This is a genomic window from Serratia sp. Sp408, assembly GCF_057180665.1.
On sequence record NZ_JBXUFT010000006.1, the window covers coordinates 1 to 19,732 of the forward strand.

Annotated in this window: 17 protein-coding genes and 1 rRNA gene; 4 read left to right on the forward strand and 14 right to left on the reverse strand. The window is 57.4% G+C overall.

Features of this window, described 5'->3' with window-relative positions:
* Positions 1 to 4 precede the first annotated feature (4 nt).
* A 5S ribosomal RNA gene (gene rrf, locus AC2AXP_RS16890) occupies positions 5 to 120 on the forward strand.
* A gap of 415 nt (positions 121 to 535) precedes the next feature.
* The gene (locus tag AC2AXP_RS16895; protein WP_039991822.1) at positions 536 to 1,840 is read left to right on the forward strand and encodes an MFS family transporter; all 1,305 of its coding nucleotides are present in this window, start codon (positions 536 to 538) and stop codon (positions 1,838 to 1,840) included.
* Between the two features lies 1 nt (position 1,841).
* Here the strand turns inward: AC2AXP_RS16895 and AC2AXP_RS16900 are convergent, their stop codons facing one another.
* From AC2AXP_RS16900 to trxC, 5 genes are all read right to left on the reverse strand, one after another.
* Positions 1,842 to 2,171, reverse strand: coding sequence for a YfiM family lipoprotein (locus AC2AXP_RS16900; RefSeq protein WP_004959327.1), 330 nt, complete (start codon positions 2,169 to 2,171; stop codon positions 1,842 to 1,844).
* A 77-nt stretch (positions 2,172 to 2,248) separates the two neighbouring features.
* Entirely contained in the window at positions 2,249 to 3,604 is a 1,356-nt protein-coding gene (gene pssA, locus AC2AXP_RS16905) for a CDP-diacylglycerol--serine O-phosphatidyltransferase (protein ID WP_484381823.1), read from the reverse strand.
* A 153-nt stretch (positions 3,605 to 3,757) separates the two neighbouring features.
* Entirely contained in the window at positions 3,758 to 6,409 is a 2,652-nt protein-coding gene (locus AC2AXP_RS16910) for a bifunctional acetate--CoA ligase family protein/GNAT family N-acetyltransferase (RefSeq protein WP_004959332.1), read from the reverse strand.
* A gap of 145 nt (positions 6,410 to 6,554) precedes the next feature.
* Entirely contained in the window at positions 6,555 to 7,265 is a 711-nt protein-coding gene (locus AC2AXP_RS16915; protein ID WP_004959334.1) for a tRNA-uridine aminocarboxypropyltransferase, read from the reverse strand.
* Positions 7,266 to 7,384: 119 nt separating this feature from the next.
* Positions 7,385 to 7,804, reverse strand: a complete 420-nt coding sequence (gene trxC / locus AC2AXP_RS16920; RefSeq protein ID WP_004959337.1) for a thioredoxin TrxC — start codon at positions 7,802 to 7,804, stop codon at positions 7,385 to 7,387.
* A 331-nt stretch (positions 7,805 to 8,135) separates the two neighbouring features.
* Between trxC and AC2AXP_RS16925 the strand changes: the two genes are divergently transcribed.
* Positions 8,136 to 9,224, forward strand: a complete 1,089-nt coding sequence (locus tag AC2AXP_RS16925) for a tRNA/rRNA methyltransferase (RefSeq protein WP_004959340.1) — start codon at positions 8,136 to 8,138, stop codon at positions 9,222 to 9,224.
* 60 nt (positions 9,225 to 9,284) lie between these two features.
* Here the strand turns inward: AC2AXP_RS16925 and emrB are convergent, their stop codons facing one another.
* From emrB to AC2AXP_RS16960, 7 genes are all read right to left on the reverse strand, one after another.
* Entirely contained in the window at positions 9,285 to 10,820 is a 1,536-nt protein-coding gene (gene emrB / locus AC2AXP_RS16930; RefSeq protein ID WP_039991823.1) for a multidrug efflux MFS transporter permease subunit EmrB, read from the reverse strand.
* Between the two features lie 17 nt (positions 10,821 to 10,837).
* The gene (gene emrA / locus AC2AXP_RS16935; RefSeq protein ID WP_004959345.1) at positions 10,838 to 12,010 is read right to left on the reverse strand and encodes a multidrug efflux MFS transporter periplasmic adaptor subunit EmrA; all 1,173 of its coding nucleotides are present in this window, start codon (positions 12,008 to 12,010) and stop codon (positions 10,838 to 10,840) included.
* Positions 12,011 to 12,052: 42 nt separating this feature from the next.
* Positions 12,053 to 13,504 (reverse strand): efflux transporter outer membrane subunit, encoded by a 1,452-nt coding sequence (locus AC2AXP_RS16940; RefSeq protein WP_004959347.1) that lies wholly within the window; start codon positions 13,502 to 13,504, stop codon positions 12,053 to 12,055.
* A gap of 30 nt (positions 13,505 to 13,534) precedes the next feature.
* Positions 13,535 to 14,053, reverse strand: coding sequence for a transcriptional repressor MprA (gene mprA, locus AC2AXP_RS16945; RefSeq protein ID WP_004959349.1), 519 nt, complete (start codon positions 14,051 to 14,053; stop codon positions 13,535 to 13,537).
* 171 nt (positions 14,054 to 14,224) lie between these two features.
* Positions 14,225 to 14,569 carry an L-valine transporter subunit YgaH gene (gene ygaH, locus AC2AXP_RS16950; RefSeq protein ID WP_484381824.1) on the reverse strand — a complete coding sequence of 115 codons (345 nt, stop codon included), beginning with the start codon at positions 14,567 to 14,569 and terminating at the stop codon, positions 14,225 to 14,227.
* Positions 14,559 to 15,305, reverse strand: coding sequence for an AzlC family ABC transporter permease (locus tag AC2AXP_RS16955; RefSeq protein WP_484381825.1), 747 nt, complete (start codon positions 15,303 to 15,305; stop codon positions 14,559 to 14,561). Before AC2AXP_RS16955 ends, ygaH begins: the two co-directional genes overlap by 11 nt.
* Before the next feature lie 120 nt (positions 15,306 to 15,425).
* Positions 15,426 to 16,625: an MFS transporter gene (locus tag AC2AXP_RS16960; protein ID WP_004959356.1), complete on the reverse strand. Its 1,200-nt coding sequence runs from the start codon at positions 16,623 to 16,625 to the stop codon at positions 15,426 to 15,428.
* Positions 16,626 to 16,729: 104 nt separating this feature from the next.
* On the opposite strand from AC2AXP_RS16960, the gene AC2AXP_RS16965 reads away from it, so the two are divergent.
* The gene (locus AC2AXP_RS16965) at positions 16,730 to 17,608 is read left to right on the forward strand and encodes a LysR family transcriptional regulator (RefSeq protein WP_004959358.1); all 879 of its coding nucleotides are present in this window, start codon (positions 16,730 to 16,732) and stop codon (positions 17,606 to 17,608) included.
* 35 nt (positions 17,609 to 17,643) lie between these two features.
* Here AC2AXP_RS16965 and proX (AC2AXP_RS16970) read toward each other — a convergent pair whose 3' ends face one another.
* A complete protein-coding gene (gene proX, locus AC2AXP_RS16970) occupies positions 17,644 to 18,645 on the reverse strand; it encodes a glycine betaine/L-proline ABC transporter substrate-binding protein ProX (protein ID WP_004959361.1) in 1,002 nt (333 codons plus the stop codon).
* Positions 18,646 to 18,697: 52 nt separating this feature from the next.
* Positions 18,698 to 19,693 (reverse strand): glycine betaine/L-proline ABC transporter substrate-binding protein ProX, encoded by a 996-nt coding sequence (gene proX / locus AC2AXP_RS16975; RefSeq protein WP_198773951.1) that lies wholly within the window; start codon positions 19,691 to 19,693, stop codon positions 18,698 to 18,700.
* Between the last annotated feature and the right edge of the window lie 39 nt (positions 19,694 to 19,732).

Consider the following 19,732-nt stretch of genomic DNA (forward strand, 5'->3'; position numbering starts at 1 on the left):
TTTGCCTGGCGGCAATAGCGCGGTGGTCCCACCTGACCCCATGCCGAACTCAGAAGTGAAACGCCGTAGCGCCGATGGTAGTGTGGGGTCTCCCCATGCGAGAGTAGGACACTGCCAGGCATCAAATAAAGCAACAAGCCCTACGTGAAAACGTAGGGCTTTTTGTTTTGTCTGTTATCTGCTGTATTGCTCGAGTATGGGCAGGCGCTCTGTCCGTCAGGAACGGATGTGAACCCCGCTGGCTGCGGCCGGTGGGGGTGAGCCTCGGGATAAGACGAATATTGCAGGACACGGTCAGGCATCAAATAAAACAACCAGCCCTACGCGCAAGCGTGGGGCTTTTTACTTTGGCAAAACCCTCTCCGCTGCAATTTTTTGGCCCCAATTACATTATTTTTTATCGCCATCACAACCATACGGTTTTCTGAACCGTGATGTTTATTTTCTTCGCCTGCTAACTCTATTGTTGTTAACTTATAAACAACAATAGAGTCACAATTAACGGCGCGATGCCATTTGGCCTGGAGAATATGCAATGACAGAAACAACCTCGGGTGTAGCAGACAACACGGCGGCGGAGGCGCACGATAAGAAACAGCGCATTTTTGCCATTGTGGGGGCTTCGTCAGGTAACCTGGTGGAGTGGTTTGACTTCTACGTTTACTCCTTCTGTTCGATTTACTTTGCTTCATCATTTTTCCCGGCAGGTAACAGCACCACCCAGTTATTGCAAACCGCCGGCATATTCGCCGCCGGTTTTTTCATGCGCCCGATCGGCGGCTGGCTGTTTGGTTATATTGCCGACAAACATGGCCGAAAGAATTCGATGATGATTTCGGTATGCATGATGTGTGCAGGATCGTTGGCGATTGCCTGTTTACCGGGCTATGCCGCGATTGGTTATTGGGCGCCGGTGTTGCTGCTGGTCGCACGGCTGTTCCAGGGGCTGTCGGTCGGAGGCGAATACGGCACCAGTGCTACCTATATGAGTGAGGTGGCGATTGCCGGTCGTCGCGGATTTTTTGCCTCTTTCCAATACGTTACTCTGATCGGCGGCCAGTTGTTGGCATTATTGGTTCTGGTGGCGCTGCAACAGGTGTTGTCTGCCGATGAATTGAAGGCCTGGGGCTGGCGCATCCCGTTTGCACTCGGCGCGGTGTTGGCGATTGTCGCGTTGTTTCTGCGCCGTGCGTTGAACGAAACCTCTGATGCCAAAACCCGTAATCATAAGGACGCGGGTTCACTAACCGGGCTGTGGAAGAATCGCCGGGCTTTCTTGATGGTATTGGGTTTTACCGCTGGCGGTTCGCTGAGTTTCTACACCTTTACCACCTATATGCAAAAATATCTGGTCAACACCGCGGGCATGGATGCCAAGCTGGCCAGCGGCATCATGACCGCCGCCTTATTTGTCTTTATGTTGCTGCAACCGGTGATTGGCGGGCTGTCTGACCGTATTGGTCGCCGCAATTCGATGCTGACTTTTGCCACCCTGGCAACGCTGCTGACGGTTCCTATCCTGTTTACGCTAAAAAGCGTCACCAATCCATACCTGGCGTTTGGCTTGATCGTCGTGGCCTTGTTGATCGTCAGTTTTTATACCGCTATCAGCGGTCTGCTTAAGGCCGAGATGTTCCCACCGGAGGTGAGGGCGCTGGGGGTGGGGCTGTCTTATGCGGTAGCCAACGCCATGTTTGGCGGCTCGGCCGAATACGTGGCGTTGTCATTGAAATCGTTTGGTATCGAAAATGCCTTCTTCTGGTATGTGTCCGGCATGTGCCTGTTGGCGTTGATAGTCTCACTGCGGCTGCATGCCAAGGGGAAAGAGATTCAGCTCTAGCTTAACGGGTGGCGTGGTAGAGACTATAGCCGGTTGCGGCGCCTGCCACGTCCCAGGCGAAGTCCTTCCAGCTCCAGCCGGAACCGCCTGCGCGACTGTCGTACAGCTCTTTGGCGGCACCAAGACCGATGGAAAACGCCAGGCCGAAACTGCGGCTATGAGGCTCACTCCAGCCCTGGCGATCGCCATAAGCGCTGCCGGCGGCGGCAAAGGTGGCGGAGGCGATGAAATGTTGTGCCTTGTCTTTTCCCGTCCACGCGTCGTTGGCCCAATGGCTACAGCCACTGAGCAGCAACAAGGGAAGCAAAACAGTCGATCGCAGCAAATGCATTATGAAAACATCCTGTTGTCATGGCGCATAAAAAACCCCAGCCTCGGCCGGGGTCGATTACAGCAAGTATAGCCGGATTAAAGTATACGGCTTATCAATCGGTCAATGCGGATCCGACGCAAACGGCGGATTAGCTTGCGCACTTTGATCGGGTACTGCTGAATGCTTTGCAACTCTTGGAAGTGGCTCACTACGGTGGTATGGGTGCGGATGCACTCCAACTCTCTGTGGCGCTGCTCGCGAATTTCCTGCTTGGGATCGTGGATCAGGATGGCGTTTTCCAGATCGAGGCGCCAGGCGCGCGGATTCAGGTTATTGCCGGTGATTAACTGCCATTCATCATCGACCCACATGCCTTTCAGATGGTAGCTGTTATCGCCGTCTTTCCATAGGCGAACAATCAGTTGTCCGGTATCGACATAACGCTGCAAGCGCGTCAGAAAACGGCGCAGGTTGATTTCGTACAGGTATGGCAGCGCGCCGATGATCTTGAACGGTTGATCTTCCGGGATATAAAAATCGTTGGCGGTTTTGTCACCGACGATGATTTCTACCTGTTTACCCTGACGCAGCAGATAAATGATATTGCGTACCAGCAACGCCGGCAGGTTGAAGTATGGTGTGCATAGCGTCAGTTTTTGGTCGGCGCAGGCCATCAGGTGATGAATGGTTTTGTTCAACACGCTTTGCTTGCCTAAACCCACCAGTGGCGTTACCGCCAGTTCATCATTACCTGCCTTGCCACGGAAGTGGTAGCCCGCTCTGCGTAGCGCAAAGCGAAAGTTCCGTGTTTCGTTTTTGATCTCCGGGCTGCTGGGGCGATCGCAGCGATCGAGGCGTTGCACGGCCCCGGCGGTCAGTAAATGCTGTTTGATGTAATCGATCATGGTGTCGGCCAGCACGACGTTGCTAATCAGCTGGTAACGGTCGTAACGGTATTTTTCATGCTGATGCAGATACACGTCGTTAATGCTGGCACCGCTATAGATCACGGTGTCATCAATGACAAAACCCTTCAGGTGCAGTACGCCCATGGCTTCGCGGGTATTTACCGGCACGCCGTATACCGGGACCGATGCGTCAGGGTGCTGGTCTGCCATTGAACAGTACCAGTCGGCATTGGTATTGGTCGCCTCGGCGCCAATGCGCCCGCGTTGTGCGCGGTGCCAGTCGACCAGTACGCAAACTTCCAGTTCAGGACGGTTTTGCTTGGCAAGATACAGCGCGTTCAGAATATCGCGGCCGGCATCGTCGTGTTCCAGGTACAGAGCCACCAGATAAATGCGTTGCGTTGCGTTGGCGATAGCATCGAGCAGGGCGGCGCGATAATCAGACGGCGTGTATAGAGTACGGACATCGGCCACCGTCTGGGGGAGTTTTGGCAATTGTGCAAGGTGTTGTTGATGTTTGCTACGTTTAAATTTTGACAACATCACAGTGCGCTTCTTCTCTCATAATTAGATGGCCGGAACGCCACATGCATTAAAACATTAAAATAAATAATCGGGCGATAATACCACTAGTTGCCTCGATTGTGCGTATGTTTTGGCGTTAAGTAATGGATTCGTAGCGCATTGCGACGCCGGTCACTTCTCGGTGCCAGTCCGTAGCGGCAGGGTCAAATTGACGATGCCGTCTTCAAGCTGTACGTCAACCGCAAAGCCCAGCTTTTCGGCCAACGCCACCATACCGCGATTATTCGGCATGGTGATACCGGTCAGGCGCAACAGGCCGTGGCTGTGGGCGTAACCGATCAGCTTTTCCAACAGCTGGCGACCCAGTCCCAATCCCTTAAGGTCGGAACGCACCAGGACGGCGAATTCGGCATCGGTGTTGTCGGGGTCGGACATCGCGCGCGTTACGCCGATAATTTCCTCCCCCTGGCGAACGGCAACAAAAGCCATCTCCCGATCGTAGTCGATCTGCGTCATGTTAGCCAAATCGTCATGGGTGAACTCGTTGATCTCACTGAAATAGCGATAATAAAGATCTTCTTTGGTGACGCGATCGATAAAGTGTTTCAATGCCGGTTCGTCTTCCGGCAGGATCGGCCGGAACAGGCAGTGCGATCCGTCTTTCAGCGTGATGGTTTCTTCCAGCTCATGTGGATAGGGGCGGATCGCCAGCCGGGCCTGAGGATCGCCGCTAAACGGTGCCAGCTGCATTGAAACGTCGAGCAAGGTGAATTCGTCGCCAGCGGCCAGTACCGGGTGAATATCCAGCCGGGTGATTTCCGGGCAGTCGAGGATCAGGTTGGAAACCTGTACCAGCAGCCGGCTCAGACCAGGAATATCCAGCGGGCGCAAGGCGCTGCGCCCACGGATCTTGCCGCCTTTTACCGCCTGCAACACCAGATAGCGCGCCAGTGCCATATTGAGCGGCGGCAGGGCAACCGCCACCTGATTTTCCTGACGCCATTCAAGGCCGCCTTCGCCCAGCATAATCAGTGGGCCGAAGATCGGATCCTGCTCCACCGCGATGCGCAACTCCTGCGCACCAGCGCGATTCGCCATGCTTTGCACCAACAGGCCGTGGATCCTGGCCTGCGGGTAGGTACGTTTGACGCGATCGAGAATGGCGTCTGCGGCGCGCTGCACTTCAACCGCGGTGCGCAGATACAGCATCACACCCTGAACCTCCGACTTGTGCGGGATGTCAGGCGAACGCAGCTTCAATGCGACCGGATAGCCGATCTGCTCGGCGATATGCACCGCTTCGGCACTGTCGCCGGCAATCCAGGTGGGTAGCGTGCTGAGACCATAAGCTTGCAGGATCGGTTGTACCTCGTGGGTGTCGAGCTGCTTGGCGCCTTCCTCCAGCGCCTGGTGTATCAACTGATGTGCTTCGGCAGTGTTGGCCGTCAGGCCGATGGGCAGCGCGGGCGTTTCCTTCAACTGCTTCTGATTGCGGCGATACTCCACCATATGCATAAACGCCGTCACCGCCCCTTCCGGAGTGCGGTAGGTGGGAATGCCCGCTTCGGTAAACAGCCGCCGTGCCTCCTGCGAGGAGTATTCGCCGCACCAGTTGGTTAACAGCGTAATGCGTTTGCCGCGTGGATGGCGGCGTATGGCGTCAATCAGCGTCTCGGCGGTGTCGGTGCCCGGTGCGGCGGCGCTGGGGGCGTGGATCAACAGCAAGGCATCGTAATCCGTACTGTCGAGCAGGGCTTCAACCGTGGCCAGATAGCGGGCCGGCGTCGCGTCGTCACGCAGATCGATCGGGTTGCCGAGGTGGATGACCTCAGGCAGCACGTTGCCGATTGCTGTCTGGGTGGCTTCGCTTGGCACCGCCAGTTTGCCGTTGCGACGCAGCAGTTCATCCAGCGCCATAGCCGCTGGCGCGGCGCCGTTGCTGACGACCATCAGGCGTTCGCCACGCAGCGGATGCATGTGGCTTAGGGTTTCTACTGCGGAAAACAGTTCATGAGTGTCCTGAACCCGCAACAGCCCGGCGCGTTGTATTGCCGCGTCGTAGGCCGCGTCCAACCCTTGCTGACTATTGAGCAGGCGCTGCGCCTGCTGGCTACGGCCACTCTTGATCACCAGAATGGGCTTATTGCGCGAAGCGCTGCGCGATGCCGACAAAAAGCGGCGGGCATCGTTGATATTTTCCAGATACAGCAAAATGGCGCTGGTTTTGCCGTCGCGTGCCAAAAAGTCCAGCAGGTCGTCAACGTCGATATCCAGGCTGTCGCCGAGCGCGATAAAATAAGAGAAACCGACTTCACGCTGTTGTGCCCAGTCAAGAACGGTGTTGGCCACCGCGGCGGACTGTGAAATAAACGCCAGTTTGCCTTTCTGTATCGGTACCGGCGAGAAACTGGCGTTGATGCCTTGCCACGGCGCCAGTAACCCCAGGCTATTGGGGCCGAGCAGCCGCATGGCGTAACGCTGCGCGCAGGCTTTCAACTGTGGGAACTGCGCCGGTGGTGACGACAGCACAATGGCGGTTTTGCAGCCGCGTTCGCCGAGCGCTTCAAGGAGTTCCAGATTACGGCTGGCGTGGGTGCAGAGTACGGCGAGATCGGGCGTTAGCGGCAGGCTGGCGACGTCAGGATAGGCCATTACGCCACATACCGCGTGATAACGCGGCGTGACCGGCAACACCGGGCCGCCAAAGCCACCGTTCAGCAGATTGCGCATCATCAGGAATCCGGCACGTCCAGGCTGTTGGGATGCGCCAATCACGGCAATCGATTTGGGACGCAAAAGCGCTTCCAGGCCTCGCTGGCTCATAACCTCACTCCTTAGCGGAAACGTTGTTGCCTGATTCTATACCCTTATTCCCTGCGCTGTATCTTTGTTGGTCGCCTTTGCTCGCTTCGGTCACAGAGTTGGCGTCGTTTTGCTGACCTGAGCGCGGGCCACGTAGTGCAGCACGTCAGCCAGGATCGCTTTGCGGCACGGCGTGCAGCGTCGGAGCCGCCGGCCGCGTAGGTTTGCCGGCCAGATATTGCTGGCGGAAATGGCTGAAGTGTTGACTGAGCCCCTGCGCAGCGGCGCCGTCACCTGCCTGGAGCAGCAAGGCTGCGGCCACTTCGGCGGTACAGTGCTGTTCTGTTCGGCTGGCTTCGCGCAGCTGATAGTCGGAGGCGGCGGCAACGTTCAATGAAAACACCGGAAAGCTATTGAGGTACGGGCTTTTGCGAAACATTTTGCGCGCTTCTGCCCAGGTGCCATCGAGCATGATGAACAGCGGCGGTTTAGCGTTGGCGGGCAGCTCGCTGCATACCGGCCGTTGGGGATCGGCGTAAGAGGCCGGGAACACCACATAGGGCTGGCGTTCGGGGTCGTTGATGGCAGCCAGCAGCGCAGGATCGATCTCGGTACGGGACCAGAGAAACGCCTGGGTATCTGGCAGAATATCGGCAATCAGCCGGCCGGTGTTGCTGGGTTTTAACGGCTCGGCGCCGAACATGATCAGGCAGAAGCGGCTGGTGGCCTGCTGCGGCGTAATGGTATCGCAAAGGCAGTTTTTTTGCGGCAGCAGGCAGCCCTGACAACGCGCCACGCGGCAGCCGCGCGCCAGAAACGGGCGGGTTGAACGATCCAGACGGAATTGACGCAGGCGAAGTACGGCGTTGTCGGTCATAGCAGTCCTGAATAAAACCGCTATTGTAGCGTAGAAAAAAGCCCGGCGGGAGTGCGCGCGGGCTTAAGTTCGCCTGGGCGCCGTACATAATGGCCGGCGGCGTACAGGGCGTTTATGCGTTAGACTAGCTCATTGAGCCAATTGTCAAATGGCGCTTTGGGCATGGCACCGTTGAGCATGTCGACCATTTTACCATCGCGGAAAAGCATAATGGTTGGAATGCTGCGGATGCGGAAACGGGCGCTCAGCTCCGGTTCGGCTTCGGTGTTGATCTTGACGAAACGAACTTTGCCGGCGCGTTCTTCGGCCACGTCTTCGAAAATCGGTGCAAAGTTGCGGCACGGGCCGCACCACGGTGCCCAGAAATCGACCACGATCGGCAGATCGTCTTTTAACAACTGGTCAAAGGTCGCGGCAGTGGCGTTGATGACGTCACCGTCGAATAATTCATGGCCACAGCGCCCGCACTTGGCGCCGTCTGTCAGACGATCTTCCGGAACGCGATTGGTGGCGTTACACGCTGCACAAACTGTATTCATGGTTACCTCGGATACGCAAGCTGGCATACCGCCCCGGCAGGGCGCAGGTATGCTTCTGTAATAGTGTCTATTATCGTTAAAATGATGTAATTGAACAAAGTGGTTTGTTCAATGAATTTAATAGTCGGGGGCTTTTATCGCCGTCATACTGCCGCATGTCTCTCTGTCGGTGACGGTGACTCGGCTCGGCAAGGGATCCTGCCCCGTCGGGGCAGGGATACGCGCAGGTGCTGCGGCAATGCGACGCGAATTATTGCGCATGGCGCAAGTTAGTGGCTAAGTGCACCGACATCAGGTAATCTTCGCGCCCTGCGCGTTGGTGGAGAAGACAATGAACGACTCATTTAGTGGCAAGAACGGCAAAGTTAAAGTGATGTACGTCCGCAGTGACGACGACAGCGGCGACGACCGTAACAAAAACAAACGTCCGGCAGGCAAGGGCCGTCCGGCAGACAATGCACGCGGCGCCCGTAGTGGCCAGGATAAACCGCGTGGCGGCAACGATCGTCGCACCAGCGATTCGCGCCGCAGTGATGGCGATCGTCCTCGTCGCCCGGCGCGCAGCGAAGAGCGTGGTGGTTATGATTCACCGTGGAAAACCGTGTCCCGCGCCCCGGACGACGAAGCGGCGTTCGATCACGGTGGCATCAGTGGAAAAAGTTTTATCGACCCGGAGCAGCTGCGTCGCCAGCGTGCGGAAGAAACGCGCGTCTACGGTGAAAACGCCTGTCAGGCGCTGTTCGCCAGCCGCCCGGACGCCATTGTGCGTGCCTGGTTCGTGCAGTCGGTCACGCCGCGTTTTCGTGAAGCGTTGCGCTGGATGGCGGCCAACCGCAAGGCCTACCACGTGGTGGATGAAGAAGAGCTGGCGAAGGCGTCCGGCACCGAACACCACGGCGGGGTATGCTTCCTGATCAAAAAACGTCAGGGGCTGGATGCGCAGACCTATCTGCAAAGCGCGCCGGCGAAAGACTGCGTGCTGGCGCTGGAAGAAGTCGGCAACCCGCACAACCTGGGCGCTATCGTGCGTTCATGCGCGCATTTCGGCGTGAACGGCGTATTGTTGCAGGATCCGGCGCTGCTGGAGTCTGGCGCAGCGGTGCGTACCGCCGAGGGTGGCGCGGAGCATATCAAGGCAATCAATGCAGATGACTTCCTGTCGGTGCTGGATACCTTCCGCAAGGCAGGCTACACCATCGTCACTACCTCCAGCCATAAAGGGACTACGCTGGCACAGGCCAAACTGCCGGCCAAAATGGTGCTGGTGCTGGGTCAGGAGCGCGACGGTCTGAGCGACAGTGCATGGCAGCAGGGCGACATGAGCATCTCCATCGGTGGTACCGGTAAGGTAGAAAGCCTCAACGTATCGGTGGCAACTGGCATTCTGCTAGCCGACTGGTGGCGTCAGAACCAGGCATAACCGCGGTTTTTCGCATAAAGAAACGGGCGCTCAAGAGCGCCCGTTTTATTTGGTCTGCGATCAGTGCGCGCCACCGCCGCCGCCGCCGGAACTGAATGGCGGTTTGGCGAACCACACCAGCGCCAGCAGGATCAGGAAGACCCCTGCGGCGAGCCAGAAGATCTCGTTAGCCGAGATAATCAGCCCTTGCGCGGTGATTTCGTTGGCGATGTAGGCCGACGACTGCTGCTGGCTCATGCCGAGCTGCTCCAGTTTGTGGTACATCTCCTGCGACTGCGGATTGTAAGGGTTTACAAATTCCGCCAACTGCGAGTGGTGTTGCGATTCACGCTGTGTCCACAGCGTGGTGGTAATCGAGGTACCAATCGAGCCGGCCAGCGTACGCACAAAGTTCGACAGACTCGACGCCGCCGCCATACGTTCCGGCGGCAGCCCTGACAGCGTGATGGTGGTCAGCGGCATGAAGAAGCAGGCGATGGCGAAGCCCTGGACAAACTGTGGCCAGGCCGAGGCGCCAAAGTCCATACCCGGTTCAAAGGTGTAGGCGCGCCAATAGAAGCACACGGCATACATAATGAAGCTGAACGTCACTAAGCGGCGCATATCCAGCCGGTTGCCGAACTTGCCGATGATCGGCGACAGCAGCACCGGAATCAGCCCGATAGGCGCCGACGCCAGTCCGGCCCAGGTGGCGGTGTAGCCATACACCTCCTGCAACAGCTGCGGCAACAGCACGATGGCGCCGAAGTACAGCATGTACGCCAGGCTGATACAGAGCACGCCGATGGTAAAGTTGCGCGACTTGAACAACGACAGATCCACCACCGGATGGTCATCCGTCAGCTCCCACACCACCAGGAACAGCAGCGCCACTACCGCTACCACCGTCAGGGTGATGATCTCGGTCGAATTGAACCAGTCCAGTTCCTTGCCCTGATCGAGCATTACCTGCAGTGAACCGATGCCGACTACCAGCAGAATCAGGCCGACGGTATCGATAGGCTTGATTTCGGTTTTGGTTTCCCGCCCCTTCAGCGTCGCCATGGCGGCCAAAATCACGAACAGCCCAATCGGGATGTTGATGAAGAAGATCCAGCCCCAGTGATAGTTGTCACTGATATAACCGCCGAGGATTGGCCCGAAAATCGGCGCGACGATCACTGTCATCGACCATAGCGCCAGGGCCATGGCCCTTTTGGCCGGCGGATAGTTGTTCAGCAACAGGCTCTGCGACAGCGGAATTAACGGCCCGGCCACCAGACCCTGCACCACGCGGAAGAAGATCAGCATGCCCAGACTATTGGAGATGCCGCACAGCCACGAGGCGAGGGCGAACAGCGCCGTGGACCACAGGAACAGGCGTACTTCGCCGAAACGCTTCGCCAGCCAGCCGGTGATCGGAATGGAGATGGCATTGGCCACCCCAAACGAGGTGATCACCCAGGTCCCCTGGGAGTTGGATGATCCCAGGTTACCGGCGATGGTCGGTATCGCAACGTTGGCAATGGTGGAATCCAGTACCTGCATAAAGGTCGCCATGGCAAGCGCGATCGTCATCCAGGTTAGCTGGGCTCCCTCAAGCGGTTTTTGTGCCAAGGTAGCCTCCCGCGCGCTTAACCGGCGTTCGCATGAATGACATCGGCGATCAACTGGTCAACCGGCGCCAGGTTCAATGCCAGCGCATCGCTCTGGTAGCGTGGTTTGTCGCGCACCACATCAGACAGCACACGGCCGTTGAGATCGGTGGTGTCGACCGTTACCAGCGTAGACAAACCGATGCGTAACGGATGATCGGCTATCTGCTTGGCATCCAGTTCGATACGTACCGGCAGGCGCTGAACCACCTTGATCCAGTTGCCGGTGGCGTTTTGCGCTGGCAGCAGCGAGAATGCGCTGCCGGTACCCATATCGATACCGACCACTTTGCCGTGATACACCACGTCGTCGCCGTAGACATCGCTGACCACGGTAGCGGATTGACCGATGCGCATATTGGCGATCTGGGTTTCTTTAAAGTTGGCGTCAACCCAGACGTGATCGGCCGGTACCACCGCCATCAACGGCGAACCGGCGGCGATTTGCGCGCCAACCTGCACGCTGCGGCGCGAAACGTAACCGGTGATCGGGCTGATGATGCTGGTACGTTGCAGCGCCAGCCAGGCGTCACGCATTTGTGCCGCCGCCTGTTTGATCGCCGGCTGTTGTTCCAGCGGCGTGTCCAGCACCATCGCCTGATTGGCGTTGTACTGTTGCACCGCCACGTCGAGCGCGGCCTTGGCACTGGCGACCGCGTCACGGGCGTGTTGCAGTTCTTCGCGGCCGATGGCGTCGGCGTTGCCCAGTATCACACGGCGCTTGAGATCATTTTCCGCCTTGCTCAGGTCAGTTTTGCGCAGGGCAATATTGGCCTGATACTGTTTGCTATTGATGATCAGCTGGTGGGTTTGGCGCACGCTGTTGGCCAGCGCGGTTTTTGCCCGCTCGAACGCCTGTTGGGCATCGGTCGGATCGAGCGTAACCAGCACATCTCCCTGCTTGACGTAATCGGTGTTATCGAAATTAACACGGTTTACGCTGCCGGAAACCTGGGCCATGATCTGGACCTGGTTACCGGCAACATAGGCATCATCGGTTTCCTGATGGTGACGCAGCACCAGGAACCAATACACTAAATAAGCCACCCCAATAACAATGAAAATAACCGTCAGCAGCAGCAGCCAGAATTTACGCTGCTTCTTTTTGCCTTTCGGTTGCTGCGGGGTTTGAGTCTCCGCGCTTACGCTCATGGTGTTCTCCACGCTCTAATTCCCTTGAAGGGATATCTATTATTATGCTTTCGAATCCGCATTGGTTGGGGCCTGATAGCCACCGCCCAGGGCACGGATCAATCCTATCTTCGCCTGCATCATATTGCTGCTGGCGACAACTTCCGCCTGTTGCTGCTGAATCAGCTGCGTCTGGCTGGATAACAGCTCGTCGCGCCCGATAATCCCTGCCTGGTATCGAGCGTTTGCGACACGGTACACCTGTTGCATCGATTGGGACGCTGATGCCGCCTGCTGCAACTGCTGGGCAGTGCTTTGCTGAACGGTAATGGCATCGGCAGTTTCCTGTACGGCATTCAGGATAGTCTGGTTGTAGCCTTCTACCGCCTGATCGTACAGCGCGGACTCTTCGCCCAGTTTGCTGCGCAGCGCGCCCGCGTGGAAGATCGGCAGCGAAAGGGCCGGCGCGATATTCCAGGCCTGGCTGGCGGCCTCAAACAGGTTCGGGCTGGTACCACTGGTATTGGTGGTGGTCAGGCCGGCGAAGGCGGAAATGGTCAGGCTGGGGTAAAACTCTTTGCGAGCGGCAGAAACGCGCTGGCTATACGACTCGACCAACTGGCGCTGCGCCGCAATATCCGGCCGTTTACCCAGCAGATCGGCGGTCAGTTCCCCTTTCGGCGCCAGCAGGCTGTCTGCCGGCAAGCTCACCGGACGCAGTTGCTGCATGGCGTTCGGCCCGTGACCGGTCAGGGCGGCAAGTTGGTGCTTGAGCTGTTCTATCTGCGATTGCAGTTGCAGAATCTGCTGCTTGGCGCTGTCAGACTGCGCCTTGGTTTGTTGCGGCACGTCAACGCCGGACAGGCCGGCCTGATATTGCTGCTGGCGCAGCTGGGTCAGGCGGTCGTTGTTATTCACTTCCTGCTGGAGCAGTTTTTCCTGCGCATAGTTGCTTTGCAACAGGTAATAGGCGGAAGCCACCGAACTGGTCAGCGTGAGGGCTGCCTGTTCCTGCTCGGCACGTGCGGCGTCGACCTGGGCCTTGGCGGCTTTGACCTGGTTGCGGTATTTACCCCACCAGTCAAATTCATAGGCCAGATTCAGCCCCAGCGAGTTGGAGCTTTCATAGATCGGCCTGTGCGGATACCCCAGCCCCATATTGACGTTTTGCGGAATGCGCTGACGGGTAGTGCCGGCGTTAAGGTCCAGGTTCGGCCCGTTGGCGGCGCTGGCTTCACCCATCACGCTCTGGGCTTCGCGCACGCGTGCGGCGGCCTGTCTCAGCGACGGGGAGCTTTGCAGCGCCTGGGTCATCAACCTGTCCAGTTGAGGATCGTTGAGTGAGCGCCACCACTGTGGGCTGATCGCCAGCGAGCTGACTTTCGGCTGTGCCAATTGCAGCTGCTGCGTATCCATCAGGGTCGATTGGGGCGCTATATTGTCGGTAGATGCACAACCCGCCAGCAGTAATACCGCGAACAGCGGGGTGAATCTCCAGTTAAACGGGGATCGCATAAGTTTGGTTACCTGAACAGAAATTGAGGATTAGGATAACTGTTCTGTGACTTCCATTTGATCCAGACGTGCCAGCAGCTTGCGCGTCAATTGCTCAAGCTGTTGCTGTTCATCGTTATTCAAGGTGGACCAAAGGAAATGCAGACATTGGTGCTGTGGCGGCAGCAGTTGAGCCAGGAATTCTTCTCCTTGCGGCGTCAAATGCAGATGCAGACAGCGGCGGTCATTGTCGCTTTCCCGGCGTTCAATCCATCCGCGTTTTTCCAGTTCGTCGGCGATACGCGTAGCATTGGTGCGCGACGAGCCGAGCGCCGAACTGAGCTCGGAAGGCTGGATGCTATGATTTTCCTGCGCATCCAGGGTAATCAGTGCCATAAACAGAGTTTCGTTAATCCCTTGCGCCTTCAGCATTTTATTGCGGTTTTCCAGCAATTTGCTTTGCATATGCATGCAAAGGCGCGTCAGCAGAATTTCCTGGTAGGGGAAGTTCTTTTGACGTTTTGCACGGCAATTCAGCATGTTTTCAATGGGAGTAAACGAGCTTTCCATAGTTTTTGGCCTCATTAATTTCGTTCGATATAGTAACGATAGTGATTAATAATGTAAACGTTCAGCACGGTGAATAATTTAGCAATTCGTGTCATTTGTAAGCCGTTTGTAAATGCCTAACGCTGGAAATGGCAGCATTTTGGGCGCTGGCGCACGAAATTGCCCATCACGTCAACTGAAAATCATAAATAATTTTAATGTAATGCCAAACGAGAGCGCACCAACCAAGGTGGAGAAAATGATGCTTTTGCTGCGATAGAAGCAGAGGCTTAATGCGGCAAAACCCACCAGCGTCGGCAGCAGTTTGTCAGGTTCGCGCATTACCACTGGGGTGCTGGAGACTACCAGCAGCGCGCAGATCGACGCGATGCCGATACTGTCGAGCAGCAGCGCCGTTTTGCCCCGTTTCAGGCCAGGTTGTCGCTGGCGTGTCGAGCTCAGACGCAAGGGCAGATAACGGAACAGATAATTGGCTGCGCCCACCAACAGACTGATGACGATCACTTCAGTTTTCATCAACGATCTCCGCCCGCGTCGGCTGCAATAGCGCAGCCAGGCAGCCGGCGCCGATCCCGGCCAGAATGGCCACCGGAATGGAGAAAAACACCACGCCAAGCAGGGCGCCGATCAGTGAGAGGGTGATAATCAAACTTTGCGGTCGTGTGAATGCCGCCAGCAGAAAACTGAGGAACAGCGCCGGCAGCATAAAGGCAAGAGAGGCTTCGATCACCGGAAACTGCGCTAATGGCCCATTGCCAAACAGCGCGCCCAGCGCGGTGCCGGCTACCCAGGACAGCCAGGAGCAAAGCGCGATGCCGAGCATCCAGTTTTCACTCCAACTGCGGTTGTCGCGCATCAGTTTGGCAGTGGCGGCAGCGAACACTTCGTCGGTCAGGCCGAAGGCCCAAAGCGCAGTTTTACCGGGTGACAGGCGTGAAACAATGCGGTGGCGCAACGCCGGACCGTACAGAACATGGCGAACGTCCATCGCCATCACCGTCAGGGCGGCGACCCACAGCGACATGCCGGCGCTTAACAGCGCGGTAATCACGAACTGGCTGGCGCCAGCGTAAATGATGCAGGAAAACAGCAGGCTTTCCAGCGGCGTAAAGCCCAGTTTGACGGTGCTGAGGCCAAACGCGAAAGCGACCGGAATATAGCCAACCACGATCGGCAGGCTATCGACCACGCCATTGGCGAAGGTGGAACGCACGGCTGGGGGAAGCAAATTCTCTGCGGCTTGGCTTTGCATGTTATCGGACACAGGGTAGATAGGAGGTCAATAGTTTATCTTCAGAACATTACCAGAGTGGGCGTAATGTTTATACCCTGTGCCGCTAATAAATTGCCGTTGTGATTGTTCGCTTGCTAATCAGATGCTCGCCGTGCCGGGGGCCTCATGGCGTTTGCCGCGCCACCAGGTCAGCAGGTTCAATACGCACAACATGCCGCCCGACGCCGCCACGCCGTTCCAGCCGGCATGTTGGTAGGCAAAGGCCGACAGCAGCGAACCCAGCGCTCCGCCAATAAAATAGCTGGTCATGTAGCCGGCGGTCAGCCGATTACGGGCGTCGGGCATGATGCGGTAAATTACGCTCTGATTGGTCACGTGAACCGCCTGCACCGCCAGATCCAGAACCACAATGCCGAGTAATAGTGCCCACAGTGATTGTTTAGCCATGGCGATGGGTATCCACGACAGCAGCAGCAAAATCAAGCCGACGGTGGTGGTCAGCCCGCCCTTGCCTTTATCAACCAGATGCCCGGCGCGCGTGGCGGCCAGTGCCCCGGCGGCACCCACCAGACCGAACAGGCCGATGGTCGCTTCGGAATAGCCAAACGGCGGCGCTGCCAGCAGAAAGGCCATCGAGGTCCACAGCACGCTGAAGTTGGCGAACGACAGCGCTCCCAACAACGCTCGGGTACGCAGCAGTGGCGTACCGCCGAACAGGGAAAAAATCGACTTCAGCAGTTGTGGATAATTCAAACCGCTATGCTGCTTGTAGCGCGGCAGGGCGCGCCACAGAATCAGCGCCATGGCAATCATCAGCACGCTGGCTACCCAGTAGATGGTTCGCCAGCCGCCAAGGGTGGCCAGGGCGCCGGCGACGGTACGTGCCAGAAGGATGCCCAGCAGCAATCCGCTCATGATGATGCCGACGGTTTTACCGCGTTTTTCCGGATGGGCCAGCGTGGCGGCCAACGGCACCAGAATCTGCGCTACCACGGAAAACAGGCCGGTCAGCGCGGTGCCCAGGATCATGATCGGCAGGGTGGTGGAACTGGCGGTAATCAGCATGCCGCCGGCGGCCAGCAGCGTCATGAAGACGATCAGCCCGCGTCGTTCGAACATGTCCCCGAGCGGTACCAGCAACAGCAGGCCGACCGCATAGCCCAACTGGGCGGCGGTGACGATAAAACCGGCCTGATTGACCGACAGGTTGAAATGCTGCGCGATGGTTTCCAGCAGCGGCTGGGCATAGTAATTGCTGGCGACCGCCAGACCGGTAGCGACGGCAATCAGGGCGATCAATACCGGACTCAGGCCCGGCTGTGAAGGTTGTTGGCTCATAAGATATCAATCAAGGAAAAAAGTTAGCCGAAGTATCAGGCAGGACGACGTGCGAAACCAATGTATAATTTTCATTTGATTAATCTCATTTTGCGATAAATGCCATGAACCTGAAACAGATCCGCTTTGCGCTGGCGGTGGCCGAAGAGCAGAGCTTTACCCGGGCGGCACAACGCTGCCATACGGTGCAATCGGCTCTTAGCCACCAGATTGCCAAACTGGAGGAAGAACTGGGATGTGCATTGTTCGAACGCACCTCGCGGCGGGTTACACTGACCACCGCCGGACAGGCGTTTATTCAACCGGCGCAGCGGCTGCTGGCGGCGAAACAGACACTGGTCGAAGAGGTGGTTGCGGCCAGCGGCACGGTGTCTGGCACCTTGACCATTGGTACCATATCAACCATAAACGCGATTGATCTGACCGAGAAACTGGGGAATTTCCACCGCCATTATCCGGCGGTGAATATCCGGCTGTATGTGGGGATGAGTGAAGCGCTGCTGGAGGATGTCCGCCAGCAAAAAACCGACGTGGCGTTTGTTGGTATCTGGCCGGGAGATATTGACATGTTGCCGGTGTCGCATCGGCAGTTGACCGATGAGCCGCTGGTGGCGCTGGTGGCGGCGCAGCATCCGTTGGCCAACCGTCAGCAGGTCAATTTGCATACCCTGTCACAAGTGCCGCTGGTGGACTTTTACAGCGGTACCGGCGCCCGGCGGCAGACCGATCGCGCGTTTCAGGCGGCAGGTATCAAGCGGCATGTCAGTTTTGAAATCGACCATATCGAATGGCTGGAGAATCTGGTGCGGCGAGGACTGGCGGCGGGCATTGTACCGATCTCGACGGCGCAGCGCCTGAATTCGCTGGTGTCGATTCCGATTGAGGAGGGACCGCGGCGGCAGGTGTATTGCGTGTGGCCGCAACCGCAGTCCAGAACCGCCGAGCGTTTTTTACAGTTCAGCGGGATAGATATGGCGCAATAGCGTTGGGGCGCAGCAACCTGCGCGCCCCGCGGCAATTATTGTTTCGCGGCCTGTTCCGCGCTTTTCACCCAGCCATCGAAGGTGGCCTGGTGCGCCTTGATCCAGCCATTGACGTGGTTTTCGATATCCGCTTCGGACGACTGGCCTTCATGCATCCGCAGGTTTTGCGCATTCACGTCGGCAATCGGCAGTTTCATGATGGCAAACAGTTTGGCGGCAGCCGGGTTGGCCTGTGCCCATTGCTTGTTGGCGGCGATGCGCATAGTGTTCACCGGGAAGCCGTAGTTGGCGCCGTTAGGCAGCTTGGTATCGACGTTTTTCTGTTCGCCTGGCAGAGAGGAGAACGGCACTTGCAGCCATACCACATCGCGGCCCGGTACCAGCACGTCGCTGACCCAGTACGGAGTCCAGGTGTAGTACAGGATCGGCTTGCCTTCTTTGTAGCGGGTAATGGTATCGGCGATCATCGCCGCGTAGTTGCCCTGGTTGTGCTCGACGGTGTTGCTCAGGTCATAGGCCTTCAGATGGTGATTGATTACCGCCTCGCAGCCCCAGCCCGGCGTACAGCCGGTCAGATCGGCCTTGCCGTTGCCGTTGGAGTCGAACAGTTTGGCGATTTTCGGATCCTTTAACTGCTCGACGTTGGTGATGTGATACTTTTCGGCGGTTTTCTTGTCGATCAGGTAACCCTGCGCTGCGCCGTCGACATAAACGCCTTCACGATAGAACTTGGCATCGCCGCCGGCAGCCTTGTACTGATCGGCATGCAGCGGATCCCAGTTCACCGCCAGGAAGGTGGCGTCACCGGAGGCGATCGAGGTGTAGGCAACGTTGTAATCCACTTCACGTGGCGCTTTGACGTCATAACCCAGTTTTTCCAGCGCCTTGCTGACCAGCAGCGTCTGGAAGGTTTCTTCAGAGATGGTGCTTTGTACCGGCTGTACGCTGACGCCCTTGCCGGGCAGATCGGCGGCGTAGGTCATCTGTGAACCGATAAGTGTGGTGAGGGCCACGGCCCATATTCCTGTCTTGCGCATAGTGAAATACCTTTAATAATGATGTTAAGCCGGGATTTCCGGCGCGTAAGGGCTATTTCGCTGCCGCAGCAGCCGTACTGACCCAGCCGTCAAAGGTGGCCTGGTGGGCCTTGATCCAGCCATCTACGTGGCGTTGAATATCGTCGGCGCTGTTTTCCCCGTTATGCATCCGCAGATTTTGCGCGTTCACGTCCGCCAGCGGCAGCTGCATGATGGCGAACAGCTTGGCGGCAGCCGGGTTGGCCTGGGCCCACTGTTTATTGGCGACGATATGCTCGTTATTGACCGGGAAGCCGTAGTTCTTGCCGTTTGGCAGTGCGGTATCCAGATCCTTCAGCGAACCGGGGTTGGCCGAAAACGGCACCGTCAGCCACACCACGTCGCGGCCGGGAACCAGTTCGTCGCTGACCCAGTAGGGGGTCCAGGTGAAGTACAACACCGGTTTGCCCTGCTTAAAGCGCGACAGGGTATCGGCGATGATGGCGGAATAGTTGCCCTGATTCTGCGTGACGGTGGCACTCAGGCCGTAAGACTTGATTTGCGTGTCAATCACCCGGCCACATACCCAGCCCGGCTCGCAGCCGGCCAGGTCAGCTTTGCCGTCGCCGTCGGCATCGAACAGCTGCGCCAGCTTGGGATCCTTCAACTGTGAAATATCGGTAATGTGATACTTGTCGGCGGTTTTTTTATCGATCAGATAACCCTGTGCCGCATTAGTGATATACGCGCCTTGACGGTAAAACTTTTGCTCGCCGCCGGCGTTGTTGAACATGTCGGTCTGCAACGGATCCCAGTTCACCGCCATATAGGTGGCGTCACCGGAGGCTATCGAGGTATAGGCGACGTTGTAATCGACTTCGCCGGTTGGCTGGACGTCATAACCCAGTTTTTCCAACGCGCGATTGACCAGTTCGGTTTGGAAGCTTTCTTCGGCGATGGTGCTTTGCAGTGGTTTCACCGTGACGCCTTTGCCGGGGAGATCGGCGGCGAACGCCTGTGTGCCTAGCAATGAAGTCAGGGCAAAGGCCCAAATTCCTGTCGAGCGCATAGTGGTTCCTCACGTTTTAACGATGCAGCCTCTGCCCCC

Bases quoted from the DNA above. Each gene is read 5' to 3' on its own strand.
- AC2AXP_RS16895 (WP_039991822.1), top strand. From the start codon at position 536: ATGACAGAAACAACCTCGGGTGTAGCAGACAACACGGCGGCGGAGGCG.
- AC2AXP_RS16900 (WP_004959327.1), bottom strand. From the start codon at position 2,171: ATGCATTTGCTGCGATCGACTGTTTTGCTTCCCTTGTTGCTGCTCAGT.
- pssA (WP_484381823.1), bottom strand. From the start codon at position 3,604: ATGTTGTCAAAATTTAAACGTAGCAAACATCAACAACACCTTGCACAA.
- AC2AXP_RS16910 (WP_004959332.1), bottom strand. From the start codon at position 6,409: ATGAGCCAGCGAGGCCTGGAAGCGCTTTTGCGTCCCAAATCGATTGCC.
- AC2AXP_RS16915 (WP_004959334.1), bottom strand. From the start codon at position 7,265: ATGACCGACAACGCCGTACTTCGCCTGCGTCAATTCCGTCTGGATCGT.
- trxC (WP_004959337.1), bottom strand. From the start codon at position 7,804: ATGAATACAGTTTGTGCAGCGTGTAACGCCACCAATCGCGTTCCGGAA.
- AC2AXP_RS16925 (WP_004959340.1), top strand. From the start codon at position 8,136: ATGAACGACTCATTTAGTGGCAAGAACGGCAAAGTTAAAGTGATGTAC.
- emrA (WP_004959345.1), bottom strand. From the start codon at position 12,010: ATGAGCGTAAGCGCGGAGACTCAAACCCCGCAGCAACCGAAAGGCAAA.
- AC2AXP_RS16940 (WP_004959347.1), bottom strand. From the start codon at position 13,504: ATGCGATCCCCGTTTAACTGGAGATTCACCCCGCTGTTCGCGGTATTA.
- mprA (WP_004959349.1), bottom strand. From the start codon at position 14,053: ATGGAAAGCTCGTTTACTCCCATTGAAAACATGCTGAATTGCCGTGCA.
- ygaH (WP_484381824.1), bottom strand. From the start codon at position 14,569: ATGAAAACTGAAGTGATCGTCATCAGTCTGTTGGTGGGCGCAGCCAAT.
- AC2AXP_RS16955 (WP_484381825.1), bottom strand. From the start codon at position 15,305: ATGCAAAGCCAAGCCGCAGAGAATTTGCTTCCCCCAGCCGTGCGTTCC.
- AC2AXP_RS16960 (WP_004959356.1), bottom strand. From the start codon at position 16,625: ATGAGCCAACAACCTTCACAGCCGGGCCTGAGTCCGGTATTGATCGCC.
- AC2AXP_RS16965 (WP_004959358.1), top strand. From the start codon at position 16,730: ATGAACCTGAAACAGATCCGCTTTGCGCTGGCGGTGGCCGAAGAGCAG.
- proX (WP_004959361.1), bottom strand. From the start codon at position 18,645: ATGCGCAAGACAGGAATATGGGCCGTGGCCCTCACCACACTTATCGGT.
- proX (WP_198773951.1), bottom strand. From the start codon at position 19,693: ATGCGCTCGACAGGAATTTGGGCCTTTGCCCTGACTTCATTGCTAGGC.